This window comes from Acetobacter sp. AC2005 (genome assembly GCF_037901235.1).
Taxonomy (GTDB): Bacteria; Pseudomonadota; Alphaproteobacteria; order Acetobacterales; family Acetobacteraceae; genus Acetobacter; species Acetobacter oryzoeni.
Genome location: NZ_CP149625.1, coordinates 1,005,365 through 1,031,071, shown reverse-complemented (window position 1 = coordinate 1,031,071; position 25,707 = coordinate 1,005,365). Strand labels below are relative to the sequence as shown.

The window sequence follows — 25,707 nt, the reverse complement described above, 5'->3', positions numbered from 1 at the left end:
ATGACATGTATTCGTAAATATTTTATGAATGGGTTTTTCATATGCATTTTACGGATACATTGTAAATTATCTTTTTCCACTCGTATTTAGAAATTAAAAATAGTACGAGTGGATTGGGTGTCAGTATTTTCTGGACAGAAAAATAATTATGCTTGTATTAGATTTATCAGAAAATCATTTATGTATCGAAGAGCTTGCTATGCAGAAGATCACGAGGGGGTGTTGTGATGTCCGGTGAAAAAAAGCCTGTCAGTAAGGTTCGTTCTTCTCGTGTGAAAGTGGCGCGTAAAAAAGTTGTGGCCCCAACAGCGTCAGAAACACATGAACCAGAAGTGGTGCCTCAAGTTGAAGAACAGGTAGCAGCAGACCCTGTAGCCAAGCCTGCACAGGTTCCGGCGGCAGAACAAATTGCATTAGCACTTCAGTCTCAGGCGGGTATTGTGGAACAAGAAGCTGAAAAAGAACGTCGGGCCGCTATCTTTTTTGATAGCCAGTGGTACCTTAATGCATATCCAGATATTCGTGAGGCGGGTGTAGATCCGCTGGAACACTTTCTGGATTATGGTGCTAAGGAAGGTAGAAACCCGAATGCGCTGTTCAATAGCCTTTCCTATTTACGGGTAAATCCAGATGTAGCTGGGTTTGGGCCGGGGCCTTTTATCCATTACATCTGTTATGGTTTTCAGGAAGGTCGCCCACTACGGTAGGATGCGCTAAATTAAAAAAAGGGCGTATGGTTATTAAACCATACGCCCTTTTTTATTATTATATAAAAGATATTTTTTATATTTCTTCAACAACTTCTATATGAGACGGAAACTCTACTTCTTTATTTTCATCCAGAATATAATAGTGAATATTCTCTGAAACCCAATCTTCCCGGAAATCACAATCCTTATAAATGTTACGGCATGGCGTATTATCTGGAAGATCATGAATAGATGCCGTTACACGGACATCTCCATGTTTTTCTCTAACGTGGCTGACAACATCAGCAATAATACTCTTTTCTACTTCCATGCCCAAAACACGGCAGCTCATAACAAACTGTACAATTTCATTATTGCGCAGGTATATTACGCTTACCAACCCATATTTAGTGAATTTGTCCTGAACAGTTGCAACAATAATTTCTCCGCCTTCAGCTAGAAAGCGTGTGAGTTCTTCAAATGTCCAACGTTTACCAGATGTGTTGAACTGATTGGTCTTGTTGGTAAGTTCTAAGGCACGTGCCAGTTCTGGTTGTTCTGCATCTGTGATGTAGGTGAGGCAGACCGTACATTCCAACGATGCCAGAAATTCTTCACGGTTCAGGTTGGTGCGTGTTTCTTCACGGGCAATTTGTCCTCGGATCATGGTTTCCCGTTGGACTGATTCCTGTGTCAGGCGTGCAACCTGCGTTTCGGGGGACCATAAAAGAATACGACGCGTGAGATACGGGTTGCCGCCAATTGTACGAATTTCAGGAAACGCCGTGTTAACAGCAGCGCGTTCTACAGGGTTATCATCTACAAACACAACGCTTTTGGGTTTGATGTTAAATTCCTGGCAAATGGCAGCAATATTTTCTGGTTTGGGCGTCCAGTTAATTTTAACAGAGGCAAAATCTTCCAATTTAATAAACTGTGGGTTGATAATATCATCCCACCGTTCACGCACATAGGCTTCATCATTTTTGGAGCAAATCGCCACCAGAATACCGCGTGCGCGCAAGGTATGGATAGTTTCCCACAAACCTACAGGCCAACCATCGGTACGTGGCCAAGGTTGTACTTCTGGGCGGTAATGTTCTGCTATCTGGCCGCGCCATAGGGTGTTGTCCAGATCAAAAATAACGGCCTTAACCTGATCTACTTGATGTACAGTACGATGAGCTGCAACAATCTGGCGGAAAATGGTTTTAATAAATTCTTCTCGGTGAATAGGATAAATGGTTTCTAGTGCAGGAATGGGTTCATTGCGTTCAATTGCACCGAAATCATCCCAATCCTGAAAAGACAAACCGCCATGAGTATGGAAGTAAATAACATCATCCAGCACATAGCGTTTGCCTAAAGAAGACACGACGGAATCAACGTCTAGTACATAGGCATTTTTATAACTGGAAATTTTTTTGGCCAGATGCATGTTCAAGCGCCTGACCATATAGGTAAGGTCTACTTCTGTACCTTGTGAGAGCAAGCTGGAGGCTGTGCTTATTTGCGGAACTATAAAGTTAGAGACAAATGTTAATAACCCATGTTTGCGGTTGTAAAGCAGTGCCGCATCTAGCATGACATCTAGCGTGTTTAAGGCATCGTGCAGAATATTTTCTGCAAACGCTGGGTCGTTAAGCCTAAACCCTTCTATCACACGGTCACTTAAAACAGTACGTAATGGAATTTGTACATATTGTAGATCGTACTGATCTGCTGGTACGGGTGGGGCTTCAGGTAAAATGCTTACAAAATTATAAGGGATGTAATCAAAATTGATATCTGGATAATACCCCTTAAAGGCTTCCAGATATAAAGAAGTTAAGCATGATCCAACCAAGAGAATGCGATTGATCTTGCGCTCTGTTTTTTGAAGATCTGTAGGAAATAGAAAATCCGGAGATGCAAGAGAAGAATTATTTTTTGTTGTTGCCGACATAAAGAACTCCGCCAAGATAGCTCTTATTCTATTTAGATTCGTAATGAAGAGATTACTTGTTCAGTGAGGGAAATGAGTAAGAGCGTAAGGCCTCATTGGAAGTTTATAAAAAATTAATTCATACAACACAATGAACATCTTTATAGTCACCCGCCAACATGAAAGAAAGTATTTTTAGGCAATGAATTAAGGGAGGGGAATGAGAAAATCATAGATAAACAGAATAATTTTCATGTAGAGAAATAGTTAACTGTTGTATTTTCTAACATAAAAATTTATATTCTGTATAAGAACCTGCAAATAGAGATAGCATTCAAACGGAAGATGCAATGGTAAGTTTAACTGCCTGGAATAAAAAAGACATAAAATCAATAATTGATTCAGGAAAATTCGATACTGAATTTTATTTAAAAGAAAATCCAGATGTAAAAAAATCTGGTCTTGATCCAATTATACATTATGTTCTTTACGGGGTGCATGAAAACCGTAATCCTAATGATAATTTCAATACAGAAATATATTATAATCTTTATAAAAATGTGATCGGGAAGAATGAGAATCCCTTTGCGCATTATATAAGAAATAATGACCATCTGTTTTTCTTTGAAAAAGGTCTATTGCAGGAATATTCGTATGTTTCCATTACGAATGCATTGAACCGATTAAAGAAATATCCGTTCTTTAATGAAGAAGATTATGTGCGTATGAACAGTGATGTTTCATCCGCCAGTATGCCAACCGCCCGCCATGCTTTGCTGTATGGTATTGGCGAAGGGAGAGAAATTTTTTCCAAGCGTTCAATCGTGCGCTTTTTGGGTAATGAATGTAAGCACGACGTTAACTATAAAATTACAGATAAAGTTTATGGTAAGAATTTTCCTAAAACAATTGGGGTATTCTACCATTCCGAAGGTAATTCCTTCATTCAGGAACTGGCCGAGTGTTTAAGCGACTATCTGTGCGATGCCGGTTTGAATGCCAAGGTCCTGACCGAAAAAACGCCAGAGGAAGAAACACCTGAACTCTGCATTTTCTGTGCTCCGCATGAGTTCTTCTTTCTGGATGGTAATGAAATCTGGAAGCGTGATGAGATTATTAGAAAATCCATCATGTTTAATACAGAACAACCTCAGACACTCTGGTTTACACGTGGCATTCTGTACATCCTTATGTCAGCCGGGGTGATGGATCTGTGTTATCAAAATCTCAAATCCTTTTCAGATGTCGGGCTTCCGGTCTTCCACTTTGATCCGCCGGTTAAAATAGAGGCTTGCAAACTTTCCGAGGCAGACAAAAAGCATCCCTTATTCCGTATTTTGCCAGAAAAGGCCAAAACAGGTTCTACGCCATTCCGGCCAATTGCCGAGCGTGATATTGATGTCAGCTTTTTTGGGAATGCCTCCCGCAAGCGCGAAAAATTCTTTTCACGTTCAGCGGCTTTCTTTTCCAACTACCAGTGTTTCTTGTATTACCGTAAGGCAGATGGGCCTATCCCCTCTACCGGTGTTTACGATATTCTTTCGCGGCTTCCACGCTATGTTGCAGAAAACTCCAAGGTAGCGTTAAATATTCATCGTGATGATAACTGCTTTTTTGAATGGCATCGTATTGTCAAGCAGGGTCTGGCTTCCGGTACTATCGTTGTTACAGAAGAATGTTTCCCGCATCCGCTGTATAAGGCAGGTGAGCACTTTCTGTCTGAAACGCCGCGGCATATGCCCAATCTGGTAGAATGGTTGATTCAGACTGAGGATGGGCAAAAAGAGGCAGCCAGAATTCAGCAGAATATCTTTGATTTGCTGCAAGATGAAAAAATATTCAACTCCAAGAATATCGATCTCAAAAACTATATTTCTGCTGTGTGGAGCACTGTGAAATGAGCGTTATCAAGCCATGGGACCCCAGCCCGGAAGTTGTTTTTTCCTATAAGAAAAAATCCCGGAAGCCCAAGAACCTGATTACGGTCTGCGTTACCAACTTTAATTATGCTTCTGTTATTGAAGAGTGCTTGGATAGCATTGCAGACCAAACGCATGCTGACCTGGAAATTGTGGTTGTTGATGACTGCTCCCAGCGAGATGATTCCGTTGATGTGATTGCTGAATGGATGGAAGAAAACAAGCAGCGTTTTTATAGCCTGCAGTGTTTGACCAACCCGCGGAATCAGGGGCCATCATTTTCGCGCAATATGGCGTTTGCACATGCGCAATCAGAGTATGTGTTTATTATTGATGCCGATAATACCATTTATCCAACAGCGCTGGAAAAAATCTACACAGCGCTTTTGCAGGGTAAATTTCCAGCGGTTTATACCCAGATTGAAGAGTTTGGAGATCGCAAAGGTATTGGCCATGCCGATATCTGGGATGCCGCACGCATGCGCAAGAACAACTATGTGGATGTGATGGCGCTTATCCGTAAAAGCGCGTGGGAAAAGGTTGGCGGCTTCTCACATATTGAAGAAGGCTGGGAAGATTATGATTTCTGGCTGAAGTTTATTGATGCAGGGTTAGAGCCCGGATATCTGCCAGAAATTCTGTGTCGCTACCGTGTGCATAATTCTTCCCGCACAGCAACCGAGGCATTGGCTGCACATTATAATCTGGAATTGGTGATGGAGTTCCGTCACCCAGATTTGGTTGAGTAATCAGGTATTCCAGATATAGCGTTATAAAAAAGAGCGGAGGCAATTCCGCTCTTTTTTATTTTTAATATGCAACGGTTAAAACACACTATTAAATGCCACCTGCGGTGAAACCGAAAACCCGGTATTGTGGCCGGCAAAATAGGTTGAAACACCAGCAATAACCCCAAAACGGGGGGACCAGTTGTATTCAACAGCAGGGGCTATCAGCCAGTCCCCTGAAGAACTGTTGATACGGTCTATCCGTTCTATTTTACCGCTTGTAGGCGTACGGCCTTTAACGTGAGATCCATCGGCCCAGTCTCGCGCCAGATCCATGGCCAAAACCCATTTCTGGTTGATGCCAAATTCTAGAGAAAACCCGCTTTCTCCGTACATGCCGGGTTGCGCTGTGCCGCGGAATCCAACCTCAGTGCCATAACTGCTCACATTATGTAGATGTGCAGTTGTAAGTGCCCGGCGGAAAGTGCCCCACATACGCAAGCGCAGTTCATGCTGACCCGGCAGCGTGTAAGTGGATTGTTCCGTAAAGGCTAGGCGGAACGTATAAACACCAGAGCCAACACCATCTTCAGCCCGGCCCAGCCTTTGATAATTGCCGGTGGGAAAACCAACCCCGGCAAATACGCTGAGCGCTGGAATATAGCGTGCTGGATCTGCGTCCAGATAACGCCACATTAAATCAACAGGCAGATCTCCAAATTTGAGCCCGCTGCTGGTGCCTGCTTTCTTCTTCCACAAGTAACTGATTGTAGGGGTTACCTGAATACTGATGGAATCAGTGATGGAATATTTATACAGCGTAAAATTGGAAACGGATTGCTGGCGTGGGTGGAGCGGGTGGCTGTTGCCATTAGCATCCAGGTACCCCACGGGCAGGTTGTAACTGACGTAAGGTTCCCACGCGAACACCCCAGATTTGGAAAGCGCACCAGAAGGTGAGACGAGAGACCCCGTATACCATTGTGGGCGTGCTTCCCCCGGAGCTTGAGACCCAGCAGCGGCACTGTTGCCTGTATCAGCAGCATGCGCGGTGGAAAGGCCGACAGAAAGCAACAATGTGCCAACCAGAGAGCGACAAACAGCAGGGCAACACTTAACGCCTGCGCGCGGCTGGAGGGAGGAAAACACACTGGCTGCCTGAATCATGATCTGTCTGACCCTTCATGGGGAACCAAAAAATCTTCCGTCAACACAACAGAAGGAACGGTTTGTGGCACGGCGTCATGTTCCGGGGCGGAGCGCATACGGCGCCAGCCCCATGCCAGCGCCAAAGCCAGCAGGGGAATGGCGCATATGGTTGCCGTTCCGGTTGGGTAATCAAACGCCATCAGCCCAACGATGCCAATAAAGAAGGCGAGAGCCAGCCAAGAGGTAAATGGCGCGCCCGGCATCGGGAAAGAGGTGGGGGCAATCTCTCCACGGCGAATTTTTTTGCGCAGTTGAATCTGGCACAGCACAATAAAACACCACGTGCTGAGAATACCCAGTGAAGCCAGACTGAGCATAATTTCAAAAATCTGGCTGGGGATGAAGTAATTCAGTACCACGCCCACCAGATAGATGGCCACGGTGGAAAGAATGGCTGCAGAAGGCACAGCCTGTTTGTTCATGCGGGCCAAATAACGTGGGGCAGCCCCATCCAGCGCCAGTGCACGCAGTACGCGGCCAGTAGAATAAAGGCCGGAGTTCAGGCTGGAGAGAGCTGCTGTGAGCACCACAACATTCATCACACTGTCTATGCCCGGCACGCCTAACTTGGAGAGGAAGGTAACAAAGGGGCTGACACCAGCCTGATACGTGTTCCACGGCAGCAGCAGTACAAGCAGTGTAATGGTGCCTACGTAAAAAATGGCAATACGCCAGATAACGTTGTTAATGGCTTGCGGCAGAACGGATTTAACATCCTCACATTCCCCCGCTGCAGTGCCAATCAGCTCAATACTGGCGTAGGCAAATACAACGCCTTGCACCAATACTAGGGCCTGTTAGATCTTGAATTTCTTCCCATATTGTAGGGATGGAAGAAGGAGACAGAACAGGCACCTTTACGGACGAGACATGGGCGATCTGGGAACCTCTGATTGAGGAGGTTCGCCCGAGGGGCAAGACGCCGCCACATGATCTGCGGCGGACGATAGCAGCGATTTTCTGGCGTCATGAGAATGGCGCGAAATGGCGGAGTATCCCCGCTGAACTGGGTCCGTGGTGGCGGGCTGCGCAGCTTTTCATCCGCTGGGCGAAGCTCGGCGTATGGGAGCGGCTGCTCGCACTGGTTCAGGAACAACAGGGAGTGGCATTCGGAATGACTTTTCTGGATGGCACGAACATCAGGGCTCACCACAAAGCGGCGGGAGCCCAAAAAAAGGGGCCTCTTTCGAAGAGCGAGACCATCGTGAAGCACTTGGCCGCTCTCGCGGCGGCTATGGCACAAAAGTCTGCGTGATCGCTGATGGACATGGAAAAGCCTTCGGTTTTGCGCTGGCCCCTGGACAGGCTCATGAACTGCCTCTGGCACCAGCCATGCTCGACAGCCTTCCCGCCACTCCCCTGTGGGTAGTAGCGGACAAGGGTTACGCGTCGAATGCCTTTCGTGAACGGATATGGGACATGGGAGCACGGCCAGCCATTCCCGCGAAACGACGCGATGGCCCGGTCGCCTGCCCCAAATGGGCCTATCGGTGTCGGCATCTCGTTGAGAACCTCTGGGCTCGCCTCAAGGAGTGGCGCGCTGTCGCAACCAGATATGAAAAAACAGCAACGTCGTTCCTCGCCGTCATCCACATCGCTGCCGCAGCAGACTGGATCAAGCTCTAACAGGCCCTAGTGCTGGCAAAAAGCCGTGGGGAAACATGCCGCCATTTTCGGTAATCAGATGCAGCCCGGTTGCGTGCCCATCTACGGGATAACGCAAGGCCAGAATAACCAGCGCGATAACCAGAAATCCGCCCAAGGCCAGCACTTTGACCAAAGAAAGCCAGAACTCCAGCTCACCAAACCATTTTACGCCGGTCAGGTTCATGCCGGTTATCAGCACAAGGGCCAGCAGGGCAAAAAGCCATTGCGGTACGCTGGAAAAAACAGGCCAAAAGCGCATGTAAAGCGCCACGGCAGTAATATCCACAATGCCTGTTACAGCCCAGTTAAAAAAGGCCATGGTGCCTGCAATATAAGAGGCTTTGGGGCCTAAAAATTCCCGCGTGTAGGAAACAAAGCTGCCACTGGTGGGGCGGTACATTACCAATTCCCCCAATGCGCGCAGCATCAGAAAAGCAAAAACACCACACACCAGATAAACTAAGGCGAGAGAAGGTCCGACAGCCTGCAGGCGAGAGCCAGCCCCCAAAAATAACCCGGTGCCGATAGCTCCGCCCAGCGAGATCATTTGGATTTGCCGCTTACCCAAACCACGATGGTATCCATCTTCAGTGCGTGCGCCTGCATTGGCAGGTGTATGCCCGTCTGAGGTGGGGGAAGCAGTCATCTCGTCAACCTTGATTACAAAATTATGTCAGAACCGATTGGTATCGGGTGCATTGGATTTTGCAGGTTGTAAAGATGGAACCGTTAAATAATCGCAATTAAATACGAATAGTGAGCAAGAATGAAGTTGAATCGTATAAGGAATATACAGAATCCATATTAATATCAGAAAAGACAAATATGGATATTTTGTTTTGGTATAGAAATAATTCAAATATAAGTACTGTTCATGAGGATAAAAATGTTATTTATTTGTTATCTAAGGGAGTAAAGAGAGCTGCGTTGTGGCTTCCTGATCTTGCGGATTTAAAAGAGTGGAAAGTGTAATACCCAAAAGTCTTACCGGGGTGTGCACAGGCAGCAATGGCGCAAGTAACCGGCATGCCATTTCGGCCAGAATTTCTTGATCTTGTACCGGATCGGCCAGAGAGAGGCTGCGTGTGCATTGTTCAAAATCTGTATAGCGTAATTTCAGGGTAATCGTGCGGCCTGTCAGGTTTCGTTTCTGGCACCCGGCCCACACTTTGCTAGCCAGTTCACGTAATGCCGCATGTAATTCGGCTGGGGTACGCAAATCCTGTTCGAACGTGACTTCCTTGCCGAGTGATTTGCGCGGTCTGTTTGGTTCTACCGGCCGATCATCTTTGCCGCGAGCAATGCCATAATAAAACGCTGCCGCCTTGCCAAAATGCTGGCGCAAAATATCCAGCGAAAAACGGCGTAAATCTGCTCCTGTATGAATGCCCAGTGTGTGCATCCGCCGGGCTGTGGCAGGCCCTACGCCATGAAAAGCATTTACGGGCAGGGCGGCTACAAAATCTTCCCCCCGGTTGGGTGGAATAACAAACTGCCCATTGGGTTTGCGGTAATCTGAGGCCAGTTTGGCCAGAAATTTGTTGTAAGAGACCCCTGCGGAAGCTGTAAGCCCTGTTTCTCGCAAAATGGCAGCACGTATTTCTTCCGCAATGGCTGTGGCAGAAGGGCGAGGAAGGAGCGGATGCGTGACGTCCAGATAGGCCTCATCTAATGAAAGAGGCTGAATAAGGGGCGTATAACGTGCAAAAATAGCGTGAATCTGGGCAGAAACGGCACGGTAAACATCAAAACGGGGTGGCACAAAAATAAGGTGTGGGCATTTGCGCTGTGCCTGAACCGAAGGCATGGCTGAACGGACGCCAAATTTCCGGGCTTCATAACTGGCAGCGGCAACCACACCGCGTTCCTGGCATCTGCCTACCGCTACAGGTTGGCCTTTAAGCGCTGGGTTGTCCCGTTGCTCAACAGATGCATAAAAAGCATCCATATCAATATGGATAATGCGGCGTACAACTGCGGTCATCACCTAGGTGTGTTAGCAGAAGACCGCACAAAAGGGAACAAACAGAAAACAAACTCGGCTGAAAATCCTACCAACCGAGTTTGCAAATTGAAACATCAGGCGGCTTTCATTGTGCCCTGAAGTTGGTTCCATTGGGCAATGTTGTGCTGGGCATCCTTAACAAAAGCAGAATGGCGGATACCGTTTAAAAAGAGGTTTTGCACAATTTTGCCGATACCTTTGGTAGGGCGTCGGATTTGCATCAACAGCACGATGCGTGTGTCTGATGTGTTGTTGTGCACATCATGCTGGTACGTATCATCAAACAGCAGGCACTGCCCGTTGTGCCACACCAGCTTTTGGCCTGCGACACGAATCCAGCAGTCATCGGCATTGCGGGGCACGGAAATTCCCAAATGGCAGGTTATCAACCCTTTGGTGACGCCATAATGCGGGGGAATAACGGCACCAGGTTCCAGCACCGAGAAAAAGGCGGAATTCAAATCTGGAATACGAGAAATCAGTTCTGCTGTTTTGGGCATGCGCGCGCAGTTTTCCGGAACTTTCACACCATAGCCGTACAGAAAAAAGGATTTCCACCGTGTATCCGGGGCAATGCGCGTGTGATCAGGAGAAAGAGCCCGTAGCGGCGGAATAGCTGTTCCAGCAGCATGTAGGGTATGAAATTCGCAGGCAATATCTTGCCAGTAACGCTGTAGAATCTGGGTCCACGGAAAAATGTCCGGATCCAGAACCGGCGTATTGGGAATGAGAGAATCCCGCGCAATGAGCTTATTAAAAACCGGGCGCAGGGCTTTTCCGATCCGGATGAGGAATGGGCGCTTATTGGGCTGAGAAGATGGCAGATCTTTCATGGCTTCTATCTGTGTTCTTGCTTGGGGAAGCGCGAACAAAAGAGACCTGCCTTGCCACAGAACTTTCAAGAAAACGGCGCAGAAGGTCTCGCCTTACATGTAAGGGAAAAACGCTTCCTGAGATTCAGTGTCACGTTTTCCCTTAGAAAAAATTATTATCCTGATCAAGATACCGGAAACCCTTGCGAGTGCTGATATTTTGAGGTGGCCCGTTCCTGCCAGTGCACCACCATTTGTCTGGGTTGCATATCCAGATCATGCCAGCGTGCAAGAGAAAGTGCTGCCGTGGCCGGGTAAGCCCCATAAGCAGATGGGCGTTCCGATACCTTGGTAGGCACAACACGGCTGGAACTATGAGAAAGCCAGTATCCCGCCCCGGCAAGGCAAGCGCCCAGCGTTGTAATGGCAGAAGCAAGGCGTGCACGCAGGCCAGCAAAAGGTACCAGCGGTTTAAGCAGGGCATCCATATCTGTATTGCGCTCATTCTGCGCGGCTTCTGTTGCCAATAAAAGACGATACTCTGTGCTGGTGACAGAAAGAGCACAGCCAACCCGGATATCCAGCGCAGGCATTTCCAGCGCGGCCATATCTGTCAGCGCATCATGAAAGGTTTGTGCAACAGCCAGAAACTCCTGCCTGAAACAGGGCAGAAACAGGCCGCCCGATGGCCCGGTTGTGGGCGTGCGCGGGGTTGTTTGTATTCCTGCAAGGCGGCGAATGGTCCAAAGTGTCAGCCGTTCGCTGCAGGCAAGATCCGTCAGGTAAACAGGTGAACGTGTCATGGCGCATTCCTGAAGGCAGAAGCCTTCATCCTTTGTGTGGCGTGTGCGATAACTCTCTTTAGATGAGAATAATTCTCATTATCAAGATAAAAATGCATCAACTTTTCTCACGCTTGTGTGGTGGCTCTGTTTTTTCTGCTTTTCTTGCGGCGGGGCTTGGGGCAGTACACAAGGCATGTCTGTGCTTGCCTCACTCTCTCTTCCGTTCCTGCGCCGGTTAGATCCGGAACAGGCCCATGAACTGGCTTTGGATGCCCTGACACTGGGCGTATCCGTGCCCATAAAGCGGCCCAAGGATGATCCCGCCCTTGCCACGCGCGCGCTGGGCATGCGGTTTTCCAACCCCATCGGCATTGCCGCCGGGTTTGATAAGAACGCCCGCGTTCTGCGCCCCTTGGCGCAATTGGGATTCGGGTTTGTAGAAGCCGGAACCGTTACGCCACGCCCGCAGGCTGGCAACCCCAAGCCCCGGCTTTTCCGCCTTACGGAAGATCGGGCGGTTATTAACCGCATGGGCTTTAACAATCAGGGTATCAACAAGTTTGCCGTGCGTCTGGCACGTCTGTCTCGCCCATTGCCATCAGGCCGTGGTGGTGGGGCCGGGGTGCCGGTAGGTGCGAATATCGGCATTAACAAAACCGGCGCAGACCCGGAGCGTGATTATCCAGAACTGGTGGCCCGCGTTAAGCCGTACGTTAATTACATTGTGCTGAATGTCTCTTCCCCCAACACGCCGGGCCTGCGCGGTTTGCAGGATGCCGCCCGCTTGCGTGGGATTCTGGACGCCATTTCCGCCCGCCATGCAGAACGGCCACCGTTGCTGATTAAGCTGGCACCGGATCTGGAAGATGATGCCATCGGCCCGATTGTAGAAGCAGCCGTAGCCGGCGGCGCACAGGGGCTGATTGTTACCAACACCACACTGGCCCGCCCCGATTCCCTGCAAAGCCCGTATCGCACAGAAGCCGGAGGGCTTTCTGGCCGCCCGCTCAAACCACGTGCAACGGAAATGCTGCGTCTGGTTGCGCAGGCTGCTGCTGGCCGTCTGGCATTGGTAGCCTGTGGTGGCATTGAAAGTGGTGAAGACATTCTGGCCCGAATCCGACTTGGGGCTGATTTGGTGCAGGTTTACACCGCATTTGCCTATGAAGGCCCCGCATTGGTTGGACGGCTAAAGCGTGAAATGCAGCAGATCATGCGTGCGCAGGGCATTGAAACGCTGGATGATATTCGGGGTAAGGATCTATGACAGCGCAACAAACTGTAGAAGATATGCAGCAGATTACAGGCCTTGCCGCGCTGGCAGATCAGTATGATGGCTACATTATAGATCTATGGGGCACGGTGCATGACGGTGTGCAGCCGTATCCCGGTGCTGTGGACTGTTTGCAGGCCCTGCGAGCATCTGGCAAAAAAATTGTCATGCTTTCCAATGCGCCTCGCCCGGCAGATGTGGTGTGCGCGCAGCTTGAAGCCTTTGGCATTTCTCGTGAACTGCATGATGGTGTGATGACAAGCGGTGAAGAAACTCGCCGCCTGTTAAAAGCGCGAACAGACCCTTGGTTTGCCAATCTGGGCCCGAAAGTGCTGCATATTGGCGGCACGCATGATCTGGGCCTGTATGATGGCTTGGATGTGCAGCGCGTGGCGCAGTCTGCTGATGCCGATTTTATCATGAACACCGGGCCAGATGCCGAACGCGGCGTAGGCTCACTAGATCCATATCTGCCAGAACTGCGCGCTTGTCTGGAGCGTGGCCTACCAATGGTATGCGCCAACCCGGATATGGTGGTGGTAAAAGGCGGCAAACGGCAGATTTGCGCCGGTGCACTTGCCGCCTTTTATGCAGAGCAGGGCGGTAAGGTAAGCTGGATTGGCAAGCCATACCCCCGTGTGTACGAACCTGTTTTTGAGATGCTGAATGTGCCGCGCCAGCGTATTCTGGCCATTGGCGATGCATTGGCTACCGATATGCGCGGTGCTTCTGCTGTAGGTGTGGCCGGGTTGTGGATTCTGGGTGGTATCCATCAGGAAATGATCGGGGATGATATCCAGTTGGCAAAAGAAGAAGCCAAAGCCGTAGGCTTGGCGCCAGTTGCCGCTATTAAAAGGTTGGTGTGGTGAGCGCGCAGCCGACTTTGCCAGCAGTAGGATGTGGCGCAGCTATTCTGAATGATGCTGGCCAGATTCTGCTGATACGCCGCCTTAAACAGCCAGAAGCAGGGTGCTGGGGCTTGCCGGGCGGGAAGGTGGATCCGTTTGAAACTGTACCGGCTGCCGTTATCCGCGAAGTGCAGGAAGAAACCGGCTTAGCCGTGCAGTTGGATGCGTTGCTTTGCGTGGTGGATCAGATTGATCCGGCAGCAGGCGCGCATTGGGTTGCCCCAGTTTACAAGGTGCGGCAGTACACCGGACAGCCCCATATCTGCGAGCCACATAAGCATGATGGGCTGGAATGGTTTGCGTTAGATGCGCTGCCTCAGTCCCTTACCATTGCTACACAGCAAGCTGTGGCTGCCTTGAAAGATCAGGCAGCCTAAAACAGCGCCACAAACGCCAAGCCTGATTTAAAAATCAGGCAGCGTCTGGGCCAGTAGGCCACCTTGACGCAGGGGAGCCACACGGCGGGCAAGGCCGGTGGCATCTTCTGTTTCCACCATAATTCCGCATATTGTGGCTTCACCTTCAGCGGGTTGCAGGCGTTCGCCCGGCATTTTACGCACAAAGCGCGTAACTGCGGGTTCCTTGGTCATGCCAATAACGCTGTCGTAATCTCCGCACATGCCTGCATCTGTCTGGAACGCAGTGCCGCCTGCCAGAATCCGATGGTCTGCCGTAGGGGTATGCGTATGCGTGCCCACAACCAAAGAAACGCGGCCATCCAGCATATGGCCCATAGCCCACTTTTCGCTCGTGGCTTCTGCATGCACATCCACAATGGCCGCCTGTATGGTGGTGCCAAGGCGATGCTTGTTCAACAGCTCATTCATGCACCGGAATGGGTCATCCAACGGGTCCATAAACAAACGGCCCATGACGTTGACCACAAGGGCTTTGCGGCCATCTGCCAGTTCTACCACCACACTCCCTTGGCCGGGCGTGCCGGGGGGATAGTTGAGTGGGCGCACAATGCGGGGTTCGGAGGTAATATGCCCGATCAGATCGCGCCTATCCCACGCATGGTTGCCAAGGGTGAGCACATCCACGCCGCCTTGCAGCAGAGAGGTGGCAATAGCGGGGGAAAGGCCAAAGCCGTGGCTGGCGTTTTCGGCATTTACCACAACCAGATCCAGCGCCAGTTTTTCACGCAAAGCGGGCAGGCGGCTTAAAACGGCTTCGCGGCCTGTGCGGCCAACAATATCACCCAGAAAAAGGAGTCTCACGCCAAAGGTTTCCTGTGCTTGCAGTTAGTCAAAACGGAGAATCTCCTTTTCAGTCACAATACAGGAAAGTGGCCTGTCATACGGGCCAGTAGGCAGACTGTCTAATTCTTGGCAGGAGGGTGCGTATCCAATGCTGAGCGCATCGGGCAGGGCGGCCAGAGTGCGATCATAATATCCGCCGCCATATCCTAGCCGGTTGCCTGTGCGATCAAACCCCAACAAAGGCACCAATATGATGGCGGGTTGCAGCACAGGCCCTGCGGGAAATTCTGTGCCAAAACGGCCTTGCATCATGGGGGTATCGGGTGTCCAGCGCCGAAAAATAAGCGGCTGCCCACGTGGTGGTGTTTCAGGCAGCACCATGGTTGCACCTGCATCCACCAATATGTGGCACAGTGGGCATAAGTTTACTTCATGCGGCAGTGGCCACACGCCGGCCACAACGGCGGGCAACTGCGGGTACAGCAACGTATGCAAATGGGTGAGAATACCGCTGTCCAGCGCCACATCACGCGCCTTTAGCGTGGCCATGCAGTGCTGGCGCAATTCTTTTTTGCGCGCGGCAACAGCAGGCGAATCACCTTGAGGGGGAGAAGTGTGCGGAGCCACCATGAACCGTGGGTCTTTCAACCTCCAGGACCTGCGAGTGCAGGTGGGCGCCGGGTAATGTGACCAGGGCCACAACAGAGCCAGCTCCCTAGGAAGTGCTTATCGGCCCAGGGGATGACTTGCCTCACGCGTTGGGCAGCCCCGCCCCATCTATGTAGGCGCGCTCAAGCTCCGCTGCAAGAGATTCCGCACGTTCGGCCAAATCTGCCAAACGGCTGGTGGTCAAAGCCTGTTCTGCCCGCAGGCGTTCGGCATCTTTTGCAGCCTGTATGGTGGCATCTGGCACGCGGCTGCCAGAAAGATCCTGTATTTCATCCGCCATTAAAAGGGCGGCCAGCACCAGCACCCGGGCATCTCCGCTAAAGCCCATGTCCCGCACACGTTGCACGCGGCGTTCTACCTGCTGGGCCATGGCCTGAACGTGGCGTTCCTGCCCGTTATCGCACCCTACCGTATAGCTGTGACCGTTAATCCGAACCGAAACAAGTGCCATGCTCTATCAGTTTCCCTGTTCGTGTTCTGCCGGGTTGTAAAACGTAAGGGGAGATGGCTTGTCTGCCCGTTCCAGCGCATCACGCACGCGGGAGAGAAGGGCATCTACATTGGCCACCAGTTCCTGCTTTTCTGCACCTGTACGGGTTTGCTGTTGCAGCCCTTTTTCAACAGCAAAGGAAATGCGTTGCAAGGCACGATCCAGCCGGGCTATGGGGTCTTGCCCAGCCAGCGGCTGCGTGGCCGGGTGCTGTTTACCAGCGTGTTCGTCAGTCTGGGGCAAAGACGGCTCCACGGCTTGATCCTGCATTCTTGTTTTTGTCAACTGCGCTCAGGAATCACCCGCAAACGCGATGGCGTCAAGCATGCTAACCAAAAACGCTTCACTTTTCTTGCCAAAATTGCAGCCAGACAGGCTGTTTACGATTGATGGATACGAATCTGGCATGGCTGCCTGTCGGGCTGCGCGTGAAGTGGAAGGCATGATAGACGGCCCAAGCGCGCGTTTTGGTTTTCTTTCTGCCCCAGGTGCGGCTGGGTTTATGGGGGCAGGGTGGTGGTTGGCCCTTATTGCGGCGCTGGAGGATTCGGTAGGCTGTGCATTTTGGCATGCGCTGGATTGCGGTGGCAGCGCAGCTTATGCATTGGGGGCCGTGCGCATGGGGCAAAAACATGCTGTGTTGCAGGCTCCTACAGCCCAGTTTAAGGCGGTAAAAGCGGTTTATTTGCAGGAATCTGGCATGCTGTTGAATGCTCGGCCGCCATCATTTCACCTTATACCGTCATTATGTCACACGTCTTCTCTTGTCGGGTATTTCACCGACGGTTATTGCCAATCCTCAGATCCGGAAAATAAACTGCCGGACACAAGGCAAAAAAAGGATTGTTACCCATGACACTTACCCCCAAGGTTAAGGCTATTCTCGACCAGTACGAGAGCGATAATCCCGGCACCAAGATGAATCTGGCGCGGCTGCTTAACGCAGGTAAGCTGGGTGGCACGGGTAAGCTGGTGATTCTGCCGGTTGATCAGGGGTTTGAGCATGGCCCGGCCCGTTCCTTTGCAGCTAATCCGGCAGCGTATGATCCGCATTATCACTTTGAACTGGCTATTGAAGCTGGCCTGAGCGGCTATGCAGCCCCTCTGGGCATGCTGGAATGCGGCGCAGCAACATATGCTGGCGAAATTCCGCTGATTCTGAAGTGCAACAGCTCCAACAGCCTTGCAACAGAAAAAGATCAGGCTGTAACGGGCACCGTGTCTGATGCGCTGCGTCTGGGCTGCTCCGGTATTGGTTTCACCATCTATCCGGGTTCCGAATACTGCTTCGAGCAGATGGAAGAGCTGCGTGAACTGGCAGCAGAAGCCAAAGCTGCCGGTCTGGCCGTTATTGTATGGAGCTACCCACGTGGCCCCGTGCTGGACAAAAAGGCTGAAACCGCAGTGGATGTGTGCGCCTATGCCGCACATATGGCTGCGCTGACGGGCGCGCACATCATCAAGGTAAAGCCGCCAACGGATGTTGTGGCGTTGGATGCCAACAAGCCCGTGTATGAGCGGAACAAGATTGACGTTGCCACTCTGGCTGCCCGTGTGCAGCATGTGGTGCAGTCCTGCTTTGCTGGCCGCCGTATCGTGATCTTCTCCGGTGGTGCGCATACCAGCACGGATGAGCTGCTGCAGACCATTCAGGGTATTCAGGATGGTGGCGGCTTCGGTTCCATTATCGGCCGTAACGTGTTCCAGCGTCCGAAGGCAGAAGCTCTGGCTCTGCTGGACAAAATCACCACCATTTTCAAAGGCTAAAACAGCCGTAGTATCTGCGCAGCGGGCATGAGATAAGGAGCGCTATGTCTGATCTTTATCTTGTCACGCCTGCTGTGTCTGATGCGCAGGCTTTTTTACCTGTCCTTGAGGCAGGTTTGGCCCACCACCAGCCTGCAGCTTTGTTGCTGCGGCTGGCGGATATGCCTGCCTCTACAGCCCGGCAGGCCGTGCTGCTTCTTAAGCCGGTTATTCAGGCGCGTGATATCGCCCTGATGCTGGAAAACGCTCCCACTCTTGCGCAGGAAACCGGGTGCGATGGTGTGCACCTGTCTGCGTCATATACAGCGGCTTCTGTAAAAGATGTGCGGCGTATTATTGGGCCGGATCTCCAGCTTGGTGTGGCTGTAGGGGAAAGCCGTGATGCCGCCATGTGCGCTGGTGAAGATGGTGCAGATTACATCTGCTTTGGTGCAGAAGATGGGGCATCGCTTGAAACTGTTTCTGCTCTTACACACTGGTGGTCTTTAATGATGGAACTGCCCGTGGTGGCGCAGGCGCAAACACCGGCTGATCTGGCGGTGTTAAATGCCAGCGGAGCAGATTTTGTTATGCCCTCCGAACAGTGGTGGCAGCAGCCAGATGCGTGGCAGGGCTGATTTTTGTCGGGTTTGATACGGTTTTTTGCCATGTTTGCGGGCAATGCTAAGTATCAGAACGCGCTTTCTGATCAAACAGATCATGCTGATCTGCGGATGAAGGAAGCGGCACGATTATCGAGAACTGGATATTTTCCATGCTGAATAAAAAAACATTCCTGATGCTGGCTATGGCTGCTGGTGTTGTGGCTGCTCCGGCTGTGCATGCACAGGGTTTTGGCGGCGGACTGGGCTCTATCGGCAAAAGTGCTCTGTCTGGTGCTGAAAGCGGTGTGGAAAGCCAGGGTGCAAGCATGGCATCCAGCATGTTGCCAAGCCTTTCTTCTGCCAGCACGGGCAACCTGGCCGGTATTCTTGGTTACTGCGTGCAGAACAATGTGCTCCAGCAGAGCTCCTCTACAGCGCAATCCGTTCTGGGTAGCCTGACACAGCAGCCGGGTGTGACATCTTCCAGCGCATATGAAGCTGGCCAGCGTGGCCTGTTGCAGACCGGCAATAACCAGATGTTCTCCTTGGCGAACCTGAAAGGTGAACTCAAAACCAAGCTGTGCAGCATGGTGCTGGATAAGGCGCAGTCTGCCCTCTAATTTTGCGGTGATGTTAGCAGGCTTTCTGCCTGCTTCATCTGTAAAAAAGCCCCTGCCAGTATTTACACTGGCAGGGCCTTTTTGCGTGTTCTCAAACTGTTTTCAGGGCAGTTGTAAAACAGGCGGCGTTGTCAGGTTTTCCTTGTGAGAGGTGTAGGAGGCTGTAGCCGGTTGCGTGCGTGCGGCAATCGTGCTGGCCTGTGCCTGTGCCTGTGCCTGTGCCTGTGCCTGTGCCTGTGCCTGTGCCTGTGCCTGTGCCTGTGCCTGTGCCTGTGCCTGTGCCTGTGCCTGTGCCTGTGCCTGTGCCTGTGCCTGTGCTGTGGGCAGTGGGTTGGCTGGAGCTACAGAGACCGCAGAAGCAGATGTGCTGGCACCTGCATTTTGTTGCGCAACAGGTGGAAGAACAAGATCCTGGGTGAAGTACAGCACACCGTTAGATTGCGGAATACCCGTAACCCATAGGTGGGATGTCATGCCTTGTCCGTTGCCTATAACCACTTGGCCAGAAGGCCCATCCACCCACGCTGAAAGCAACTGGCCATTCAGGGTTGGTAGTCCGACAGATTGAGTGGGTGAGGCCAGAGCAGCTTGCTTGATTTTGGCCAGCGGCCAACGCCCTTTGACAATGGTGTAGGACAGAATTTCCTTGATAACTGCCGTATTGTCCGGGTTTGTTAGCTTGTTGCCTGTCTGGGCATCATAGGTTTCCAGCGCAGAATTGGGGATGCCGAAAACTGTAAACGGTCCACTGCGCTGCAAGGTGGCAAGCAGGCCTGTTGTATTCAGCAGATGAGTATAATCTGCCATTTCCAAAGAACTCGGGAGGGTGTCCGACAAGGGGCGGTCACAAAAAGCCGGAGTTTCTGGGTTGGGGTAAGCAATCTGACTGTCGGGAGCGCTTTTTGGCTCTCTTCCCAGTTGCTGGGTTTGTTGGGCAGGCATGTAGGTACGTGTGCCCGAAACTGTTGGCATCATGTACGAACAGGTTGAATTGGCAACCTTATACGTATCCTGCCGTGCGCGGCTTTGTGTGCAACCGGCAAGCGCCAAGGCTGCAATGCCTATGGCAGCGGGTGCAAGCGCACGTGGGTTAAAGGCTGTTCTGTACAGAACACGCTTAAGGTGCATGGATGTCTCCTAAAAGATCATGCCGCTGAAAAAAGTCTGGCTTCATGAAGTAGAAGACTGCACCGGGCATACTCAGCACCCGTCTCCTCGCATTGTCCAGGCTGTTACAATACCGTTTACCAGTTCAAACGTGGTTTGGCAGGTGTAGGTATAGGCTGTGCCCATGCCACCGCCCATGCCGCCCCAACCGCCATCCCAGCCGCCCATACCCCAGCCAGGGCCGTATCCGCCCCAGCCACCCCAGCCGCCATCCCATCCCCATCCGCTCATGGGCATGGTGTAATCGGTTTGCTGGTTGATATAGGCCAGAAAGGTGTGGTTGCCAGAAACAAATTGCCGCGTAGGCACGCCGAATGTACGCACCACATCGGTTGTTTGTTTGCCGATCATGGAATCAAGCTGGCGCCGTTCCTTTTTACTGGGAACTTGGCAACCCGTTAGGGCCAGAGCGCCCAGCAGCAGGATAAATCTTTTATGCATCATGGCAGCTCTGGCTCCCGCCGGCAGTTTTGTAACCGGGCATCATACGGATGAATGTTGAACAGCATATTATGGTTGCGCCAAATGTTGCAGACTAACCGTTTATCCACAAGACGTTCTGTATACGTGTTGTGCCGCAAGCCAGCATAACCAACCTATCAAACCCCAATGCAATGCCAGAACAAGCGGGCATATGGGGCAGGGCGCTGAGCAGTTTTTCATCCACGGGCCATTCGGGCTGGTCGGGGTAGAGGGTTTTGCGCTGGTGGCGGTCGGCCTCAAAACGGGAGCGTTGTTCTGTGGCGTCTGTCAGTTCTTCAAAAGCGTTCGCTAACTCCATGCCTGCGGCATAAAGTTCAAACCGTAGAGCCACACGGGGGTCTTGCGGGCTTTTGCGCGCCAGTGCGGCTTGGCTGGCGGGCCAGTGGGTTAGAAAAGTTGGGCGTGTGCGGCCAATGGCGGGTTCTATGCGCTCCATCAGCAGGCGGAAGAACAGGTCCTCCCACGTTTCACCATCACGCAAAGTGCAGCCCGCTGCTTTTGCCAAAGCCTGCGCATTTCCTTCTGTTGGCAGAAGGTCGATACCGGCATGGCGATGGAAGGCTTCTTGCATGGTCAGCCGCTCAAACGGGCCGGATATGTTCAGGCTATGGCCAGAATGGTGGAGAATCGGCGGCAATACGGCTTGCAAAAGGGCTTCGGTTTCATCCATCAGCCCATCCAGCGTCATGTTGGGTTGATACCATTCCAGCATGGTAAATTCTGGAGCATGCAGGTGGCTGCCCTCGCCATTTCGCCAGACACGCGCAAACTGAAAAACAGGCAATCCGGTAGCCGCCACAATACGCTTCATGGCAAATTCCGGGCTGGTGTGCAGGAACAGGTTTTGTTGCACGCCATCAGGTGCTTCCTGCACTGTATGAAAAGGTTGGAGGTGCACCTCCTCCCCCGGTGTAGGCACGGCGTAAGGCGTTTCCACTTCCACACAACCACGCGCTTCCAGAAAGGCACGTGTCCCGCGCAAAACCAGATTACGGCGCAGCAGAAAAGGAAGCCGGTCAAGAATATGATCGGGGTCTTTCATACCCGGATCAGGCTGAACAGTTGCAGAGTCTGACATGAGAGGAGTAGAGGCGTGACATGTCTTTCCCGGTCAAGCCCTCTTTTTCGCGGCGCAAAACATTGCGCACCCCGGATGATCTGATAGCAGCCGGTTTGGTGCCCCCCAAACAGCGCGAGATGTTGGATGCTGTTGCCCAGCATTATGCCACGGCCATTCCACCAGCTTTTCTGGATGTAATCACTGCGCCAGATGATCCGATAGGTGTGCAGGTTGTGCCCTCCGCGCAGGAGCTGGAGATTGCGCCAGAGGAGCGCTCTGACCCTATTGGAGATAACGCACTTTCACCCGTTCCCGGCATTGTGCACCGTTATGCAGATCGGGCGCTGTTGAAGCCCTTGCTGATCTGCCCGCTTTACTGCCGATTTTGTTTTAGGCGCGAGCATGTGGGGCCAGATGGCGGTGTGTTGGATGATGCCGCTCTGGAACAGGCGCTGGAGTGGCTGCGCACGCATGAGCAGATTCGTGAAGTGATTCTAACGGGGGGAGATCCGCTTATGCTCTCTCCGCGCCGGTTGGGGCATATTGTGGCAGCGCTTTCAGCCATGCCGCATGTCACCACTATTCGGGTGCATAGCCGCGTGCCCGTGGCAGACCCTGAGCGTGTAACAGATGCCCTGTTGGATGCGCTGGAAACAGATAAAGCTATGTGGATGGCCGTGCACATCAACCACGCGCGGGAAATGTCCGAACCCGCACGGGCATGCCTTAAGCGCATTGTGCGCAGGGGTATTCCGCTACTGGGGCAGTCTGTTTTGCTGCGTGGTGTGAATGATAGCGAGCAGGCGCTGGAAGATCTGTTCCGCGCCATGGTGGAAACCCGTATGCGCCCATATTATTTGCACCAGTTGGACCCAGCCCCCGGCACAGCGCATTTTCATGTGCCGGTAGAGGAAGGGCTGCGCCTGCTGGCAGGTTTGCGCGGGCGCGTAACCGGTTTGGCGTGGCCGCTCTATGTGCTGGATATTCCCGGGGGCTACGGCAAGGTGCCGTTGGGGCCTGAGTATGTGCAAGGCCCCAAGCAGGTGAAAGACCCTAAAGGAACCACCCACAAGTTGGACAGGCTATAGGCTTACTCACCTATAGCGGCGCCTCCGGGGTGGCGCCTGTCATACCCTCCAAAATAAGGAGGAGCACCTGTGGTCTGGTCTGTTAAGCGTGGGCTGCCTGTCAGAATGCCCTCCGGTATACCCCACGGCGCATGGGGGGCAAAATGGTAGCCCTCATGCTCCAGTGTCTGTTCTACAGATGAGGAAACCGCACCGGATTCTATTTCCACTGCATCGGGCATCCACTGTTCATGCAGGCGCGGCAGATCAATGGCCTGCTGGATGTCTAATCCGTAATCCACAACCCCCAGAATAACAGACAGCACAATGGTGGGAATGCGCGAGCCACCGGGGCTGCCTATCACCATAATGGGCTTGCCATTGCGGGAGAGAATGGTGGGTGTCATGGAAGAAAGAGGCGTTTTACCCGGAGCAATGGCATTGGCTGTGCTGCCGGGAATACCAAACATATTGGGCGCGCCGGGTTTGATGGAAAAATCATCCATCTCATCATTCATGAAAATGCCGGTATTGCCCCCCATCACCTTGGCCCCAAACCATCCGTTCAGTGTGTATGTGGTGGAAATGGCAAAGCCATTTTTGTCCATCACAGAAAACTGCGTGGTTTCAGGTTTTTCGGCAGAAGCATCCCCGGCTTTCAGGGATGTAGAAGGCACAGCGTGATCTGTGGGAATGTGCGCCCGTATTTCGGCTGCGTAAGTTGTGTCTAGCAAATGCTGGCTGGGGTTGGGTACAAAAGCCGGATCTCCCAGATCACGCCTGTCAGAATAAGCGTGGCGCATGGCTTCTATTTCGCGCTGCAAAGCTGGGGCTGTGTGCAAACCAAGGGTTTGCATGTTGTAGCCACCCAGAATGTTCAGCATTTCACACAAGGCAACGCCACCTGCGCTTGGGGGCGGTGCAGTTTCCACTTCCAGCCCGCGATAATGACACGTTAGCGGAGGGAGTTCGCGCGGTGCGTAACGCGCAAAATCTGAAAGGGTGAGGATGCCACCATTTTTGCGAGAGGCATCTACAATGGCGTGGGCAATGGGGCCTTTGTAAAAAGCATCTGCACCGTGGCGGGCAATCTGTTCCAACGAGCGAGCAAGGTCTTTTTGCACCAGTTTATCTCCCACCTGCAGGGGGGAGCCATCAGGGCGCAGGAAAATAGCCCGTGCATAGGAGTCTTTACGAAAAGCCTCGGTCGAGGTGTTCAGTAACGCCACATCTCCGGTTTCCAGCACAAAGCCTTCACGCGCTAGCCGAATGGCCGGGGCCAGCACAGCCTGACGCGGCAATTTGCCCCAGCGTTTATGCACTTCCTCCAGCCCCGCCACAGTGCCGGGAATGGCAACAGCCTTCCAGCCGGTTACAGATTGATCGGGCAGCACATTGCCGTGTTCATCCAAAAACATGGTGGGGGTGGCCGCAGCGGGGGCTTTTTCCCGAAAATCCAGAAAAACACTTTGCTGTTTGCCCGGTGGGCGCAGCAGCATAAAGCCACCACCGCCCAGATTGCCCGCCGCAGGATAAACAACAGCCAATGCATAACCCATGGCCACGGCGGCATCTGCTGCGTTGCCGCCTTGGGCCAGAATGTGCGCTCCGGCTTCAGATGCAAGGCGTTGGGCAGAAACGGCCATGCCATGCGCCCCACGCGTGGGTGCTAAAGGTGGGAGGTGATCAGGCTGTGTTGTGCTGAATGCCAGCGGGTCTGGCGCAGATGCCACGGGGGCCGCTGCCCATAGCGGCTGGATGGTGGTAGCCCCCACTCCCATACAAAGCACTGCCATCGCCACCAAACGGGAGGGGAGGGAGAAACGCTGTATGGGAGCAGGCATAGGGGCTTATCCTTTTACAGGGTAGGGTGGGCAGGTGTAGCCAGCAGGAGAAAGCGTGAAAATTTCATAACCTTTTTCGGTTACGGCCAGCATGTGCTCAAACTGGGCGGAAAGGGAGCGGTCACGCGTTACTGCCGTCCACCCATCTTCCAGAATTTTTACATCTGCTTTGCCAATGTTCAGCATGGGTTCAATGGTAAACACCATGCCTGCCTTTAGCTTCATGCCTTCGCCGGGGCGACCATAGTGCAGAATGTTGGGTTCGGTATGAAAGGTTTGGCCAATGCCGTGACCGCAGAAGTCTTCCACAATGGAATAGCGGTGTTTTTCTGCATAGCTCTGGATAGCGTAGCCAATATCACCCAGCGTGGCGCCAGGGCGTACGGCCTCAATCCCGCGCATCATGCTTTCATAGGTTGCTGTAATCAGCTTGGCAGCTTTGATGGATACTTTGCCCACCGTGTACATACGGCTACTATCACCAAACCAACCGTTCAGCTTGGGGGTAACGTCAATATTCACGATATCCCCTTCCTGCAGAACGCGATCACCGGGAATGCCGTGGCACACAACATGGTTAACGGAAATGCAGCAGGATTTGGGGTAACCGCGATAATTCAGCGGGCCGGGCACGGCATCATGCGCCAGCGTGTAGTCATGAATAATACGATCAAGTTCCCCTGTGGTAACACCGGGTTTGACGTAAGGGGTAATCATATCCAGCGTAGAAGCTGCCAGACGGCCGGCAGCACGCAACATTTTAAAATCTTCTTCAGTATGCAGAATAATTCCGCCTCTGCCGGCCATAATGGTGCTCCCTAAATTTTGCAGGCGTTAAACGAGTCAGCCGCAAGA

25 protein-coding genes, 1 other RNA gene and 3 pseudogenes are annotated in these 25,707 nt (G+C 52.1%); 12 read left to right on the top strand and 17 right to left on the bottom strand.

Going from position 1 to position 25,707, the window contains the following annotated elements; all coding sequences use genetic code 11:
- Positions 1-227 precede the first annotated feature (227 nt).
- Positions 228-707 (top strand): hypothetical protein, encoded by a 480-nt coding sequence (locus QQM41_RS05075; protein WP_339077910.1) that lies wholly within the window; start codon positions 228-230, stop codon positions 705-707.
- A gap of 76 nt (positions 708-783) precedes the next feature.
- Here QQM41_RS05075 and QQM41_RS05070 read toward each other — a convergent pair whose 3' ends face one another.
- Positions 784-2,634, bottom strand: coding sequence for an HAD-IIIC family phosphatase (locus QQM41_RS05070; protein ID WP_339077909.1), 1,851 nt, complete (start codon positions 2,632-2,634; stop codon positions 784-786).
- 329 nt (positions 2,635-2,963) lie between these two features.
- On the opposite strand from QQM41_RS05070, the gene QQM41_RS05065 reads away from it, so the two are divergent.
- Both QQM41_RS05065 and QQM41_RS05060 read left to right on the top strand, forming a co-directional pair.
- A complete protein-coding gene (locus QQM41_RS05065; protein WP_339077908.1) occupies positions 2,964-4,514 on the top strand; it encodes a hypothetical protein in 1,551 nt (516 codons plus the stop codon).
- Positions 4,511-5,281, top strand: coding sequence for a glycosyltransferase family A protein (locus QQM41_RS05060; RefSeq protein ID WP_339077907.1), 771 nt, complete (start codon positions 4,511-4,513; stop codon positions 5,279-5,281). Before QQM41_RS05065 ends, QQM41_RS05060 begins: the two co-directional genes overlap by 4 nt.
- Before the next feature lie 75 nt (positions 5,282-5,356).
- Here the strand turns inward: QQM41_RS05060 and QQM41_RS05055 are convergent, their stop codons facing one another.
- Entirely contained in the window at positions 5,357-6,427 is a 1,071-nt protein-coding gene (locus QQM41_RS05055) for a hypothetical protein (protein WP_087651693.1), read from the bottom strand.
- Positions 6,424-7,263: pseudogene (locus tag QQM41_RS05050) on the bottom strand (amino acid permease); the annotation flags it as partial. The pseudogene QQM41_RS05050 and the gene QQM41_RS05055, both read right to left, overlap by 4 nt.
- Before the next feature lie 35 nt (positions 7,264-7,298).
- Between QQM41_RS05050 and QQM41_RS05045 the strand changes: the two are divergent.
- Positions 7,299-8,095, top strand: a protein-coding gene (locus QQM41_RS05045; protein WP_339076994.1) for an IS5 family transposase whose coding sequence is annotated in 2 segments (ribosomal slippage) — positions 7,299-7,638 and positions 7,638-8,095 — 798 coding nt in all. Because the reading frame shifts where the segments join, the coding sequence is not laid out codon by codon here.
- 7 nt (positions 8,096-8,102) lie between these two features.
- On the opposite strand, the pseudogene QQM41_RS05040 reads toward QQM41_RS05045, so the two are convergent.
- From QQM41_RS05040 to QQM41_RS05025, 4 genes and pseudogenes are all read right to left on the bottom strand, one after another.
- A pseudogene (locus tag QQM41_RS05040) lies at positions 8,103-8,762 on the bottom strand (amino acid permease); the annotation flags it as partial.
- Positions 8,763-9,020: 258 nt separating this feature from the next.
- Complete coding sequence (dinB, locus tag QQM41_RS05035) at positions 9,021-10,100, bottom strand: DNA polymerase IV (protein ID WP_339077906.1); 1,080 nt, start codon at positions 10,098-10,100, stop codon at positions 9,021-9,023.
- 95 nt (positions 10,101-10,195) lie between these two features.
- Positions 10,196-10,954, bottom strand: coding sequence for an aspartyl/asparaginyl beta-hydroxylase domain-containing protein (locus QQM41_RS05030; RefSeq protein WP_339077905.1), 759 nt, complete (start codon positions 10,952-10,954; stop codon positions 10,196-10,198).
- A gap of 164 nt (positions 10,955-11,118) precedes the next feature.
- A complete protein-coding gene (locus tag QQM41_RS05025) occupies positions 11,119-11,736 on the bottom strand; it encodes a hypothetical protein (RefSeq protein ID WP_339077904.1) in 618 nt (205 codons plus the stop codon).
- A gap of 175 nt (positions 11,737-11,911) precedes the next feature.
- Between QQM41_RS05025 and QQM41_RS05020 the strand changes: the two genes are divergently transcribed.
- Genes QQM41_RS05020 through QQM41_RS05010 form a run of 3 tightly spaced genes read left to right on the top strand, consistent with a single transcriptional unit; the run spans position 11,912 to position 14,276 of the window.
- On the top strand, positions 11,912-12,985 hold the full coding sequence (locus QQM41_RS05020) for a quinone-dependent dihydroorotate dehydrogenase (RefSeq protein WP_339077903.1): 1,074 nt from the start codon (positions 11,912-11,914) through the stop codon (positions 12,983-12,985).
- Entirely contained in the window at positions 12,982-13,860 is an 879-nt protein-coding gene (locus QQM41_RS05015; protein ID WP_339077902.1) for a TIGR01459 family HAD-type hydrolase, read from the top strand. Before QQM41_RS05020 ends, QQM41_RS05015 begins: the two co-directional genes overlap by 4 nt.
- A complete protein-coding gene (locus QQM41_RS05010; protein WP_339077901.1) occupies positions 13,854-14,276 on the top strand; it encodes an NUDIX domain-containing protein in 423 nt (140 codons plus the stop codon). Before QQM41_RS05015 ends, QQM41_RS05010 begins: the two co-directional genes overlap by 7 nt.
- A gap of 27 nt (positions 14,277-14,303) precedes the next feature.
- Here the strand turns inward: QQM41_RS05010 and QQM41_RS05005 are convergent, their stop codons facing one another.
- From QQM41_RS05005 to QQM41_RS04985, 5 genes and pseudogenes are all read right to left on the bottom strand, one after another.
- On the bottom strand, positions 14,304-15,119 hold the full coding sequence (locus tag QQM41_RS05005) for a TIGR00282 family metallophosphoesterase (protein WP_003624765.1): 816 nt from the start codon (positions 15,117-15,119) through the stop codon (positions 14,304-14,306).
- Positions 15,120-15,143: 24 nt separating this feature from the next.
- Positions 15,144-15,731 (bottom strand): 5-formyltetrahydrofolate cyclo-ligase, encoded by a 588-nt coding sequence (locus QQM41_RS05000; protein WP_339077900.1) that lies wholly within the window; start codon positions 15,729-15,731, stop codon positions 15,144-15,146.
- Positions 15,718-15,873, bottom strand: a non-coding RNA gene (gene ssrS, locus QQM41_RS04995) — 6S RNA. Before ssrS ends, QQM41_RS05000 begins: the two co-directional genes overlap by 14 nt.
- Before the next feature lie 21 nt (positions 15,874-15,894).
- Positions 15,895-16,221, bottom strand: a pseudogene (locus QQM41_RS04990) (cell division protein ZapA); the annotation flags it as partial.
- 6 nt (positions 16,222-16,227) lie between these two features.
- Positions 16,228-16,530: a hypothetical protein gene (locus tag QQM41_RS04985; protein ID WP_050819099.1), complete on the bottom strand. Its 303-nt coding sequence runs from the start codon at positions 16,528-16,530 to the stop codon at positions 16,228-16,230.
- 55 nt (positions 16,531-16,585) lie between these two features.
- Here QQM41_RS04985 and QQM41_RS04980 point away from each other — a divergent pair, with 55 nt between their 5' ends.
- From QQM41_RS04980 to QQM41_RS04965, 4 genes are all read left to right on the top strand, one after another.
- Positions 16,586-17,116, top strand: coding sequence for a hypothetical protein (locus QQM41_RS04980; protein ID WP_339077899.1), 531 nt, complete (start codon positions 16,586-16,588; stop codon positions 17,114-17,116).
- Positions 17,113-18,027, top strand: coding sequence for a class I fructose-bisphosphate aldolase (locus QQM41_RS04975; protein WP_339077898.1), 915 nt, complete (start codon positions 17,113-17,115; stop codon positions 18,025-18,027). Before QQM41_RS04980 ends, QQM41_RS04975 begins: the two co-directional genes overlap by 4 nt.
- A gap of 44 nt (positions 18,028-18,071) precedes the next feature.
- Complete coding sequence (locus tag QQM41_RS04970; RefSeq protein WP_339077897.1) at positions 18,072-18,644, top strand: thiamine phosphate synthase; 573 nt, start codon at positions 18,072-18,074, stop codon at positions 18,642-18,644.
- Between the two features lie 161 nt (positions 18,645-18,805).
- Positions 18,806-19,231 carry a DUF2501 domain-containing protein gene (locus QQM41_RS04965; RefSeq protein ID WP_196332629.1) on the top strand — a complete coding sequence of 142 codons (426 nt, stop codon included), beginning with the start codon at positions 18,806-18,808 and terminating at the stop codon, positions 19,229-19,231.
- A 102-nt stretch (positions 19,232-19,333) separates the two neighbouring features.
- Here QQM41_RS04965 and QQM41_RS04960 read toward each other — a convergent pair whose 3' ends face one another.
- From QQM41_RS04960 to epmA, 3 genes are all read right to left on the bottom strand, one after another.
- On the bottom strand, positions 19,334-20,359 hold the full coding sequence (locus tag QQM41_RS04960; protein WP_339077896.1) for a fasciclin domain-containing protein: 1,026 nt from the start codon (positions 20,357-20,359) through the stop codon (positions 19,334-19,336).
- A gap of 72 nt (positions 20,360-20,431) precedes the next feature.
- The gene (locus QQM41_RS04955) at positions 20,432-20,842 is read right to left on the bottom strand and encodes a hypothetical protein (RefSeq protein ID WP_006116827.1); all 411 of its coding nucleotides are present in this window, start codon (positions 20,840-20,842) and stop codon (positions 20,432-20,434) included.
- 91 nt (positions 20,843-20,933) lie between these two features.
- The gene (gene epmA, locus QQM41_RS04950; RefSeq protein ID WP_339077895.1) at positions 20,934-21,959 is read right to left on the bottom strand and encodes an EF-P lysine aminoacylase EpmA; all 1,026 of its coding nucleotides are present in this window, start codon (positions 21,957-21,959) and stop codon (positions 20,934-20,936) included.
- A gap of 20 nt (positions 21,960-21,979) precedes the next feature.
- On the opposite strand from epmA, the gene QQM41_RS04945 reads away from it, so the two are divergent.
- Positions 21,980-23,029 carry a lysine-2,3-aminomutase-like protein gene (locus QQM41_RS04945; protein ID WP_339077894.1) on the top strand — a complete coding sequence of 350 codons (1,050 nt, stop codon included), beginning with the start codon at positions 21,980-21,982 and terminating at the stop codon, positions 23,027-23,029.
- A gap of 2 nt (positions 23,030-23,031) precedes the next feature.
- On the opposite strand, the gene ggt is transcribed toward QQM41_RS04945, so the two are convergent.
- Positions 23,032-24,852, bottom strand: coding sequence for a gamma-glutamyltransferase (ggt, locus tag QQM41_RS04940; RefSeq protein WP_339077893.1), 1,821 nt, complete (start codon positions 24,850-24,852; stop codon positions 23,032-23,034).
- A 6-nt stretch (positions 24,853-24,858) separates the two neighbouring features.
- The gene (map, locus tag QQM41_RS04935; protein WP_050819107.1) at positions 24,859-25,659 is read right to left on the bottom strand and encodes a type I methionyl aminopeptidase; all 801 of its coding nucleotides are present in this window, start codon (positions 25,657-25,659) and stop codon (positions 24,859-24,861) included.
- Between the last annotated feature and the right edge of the window lie 48 nt (positions 25,660-25,707).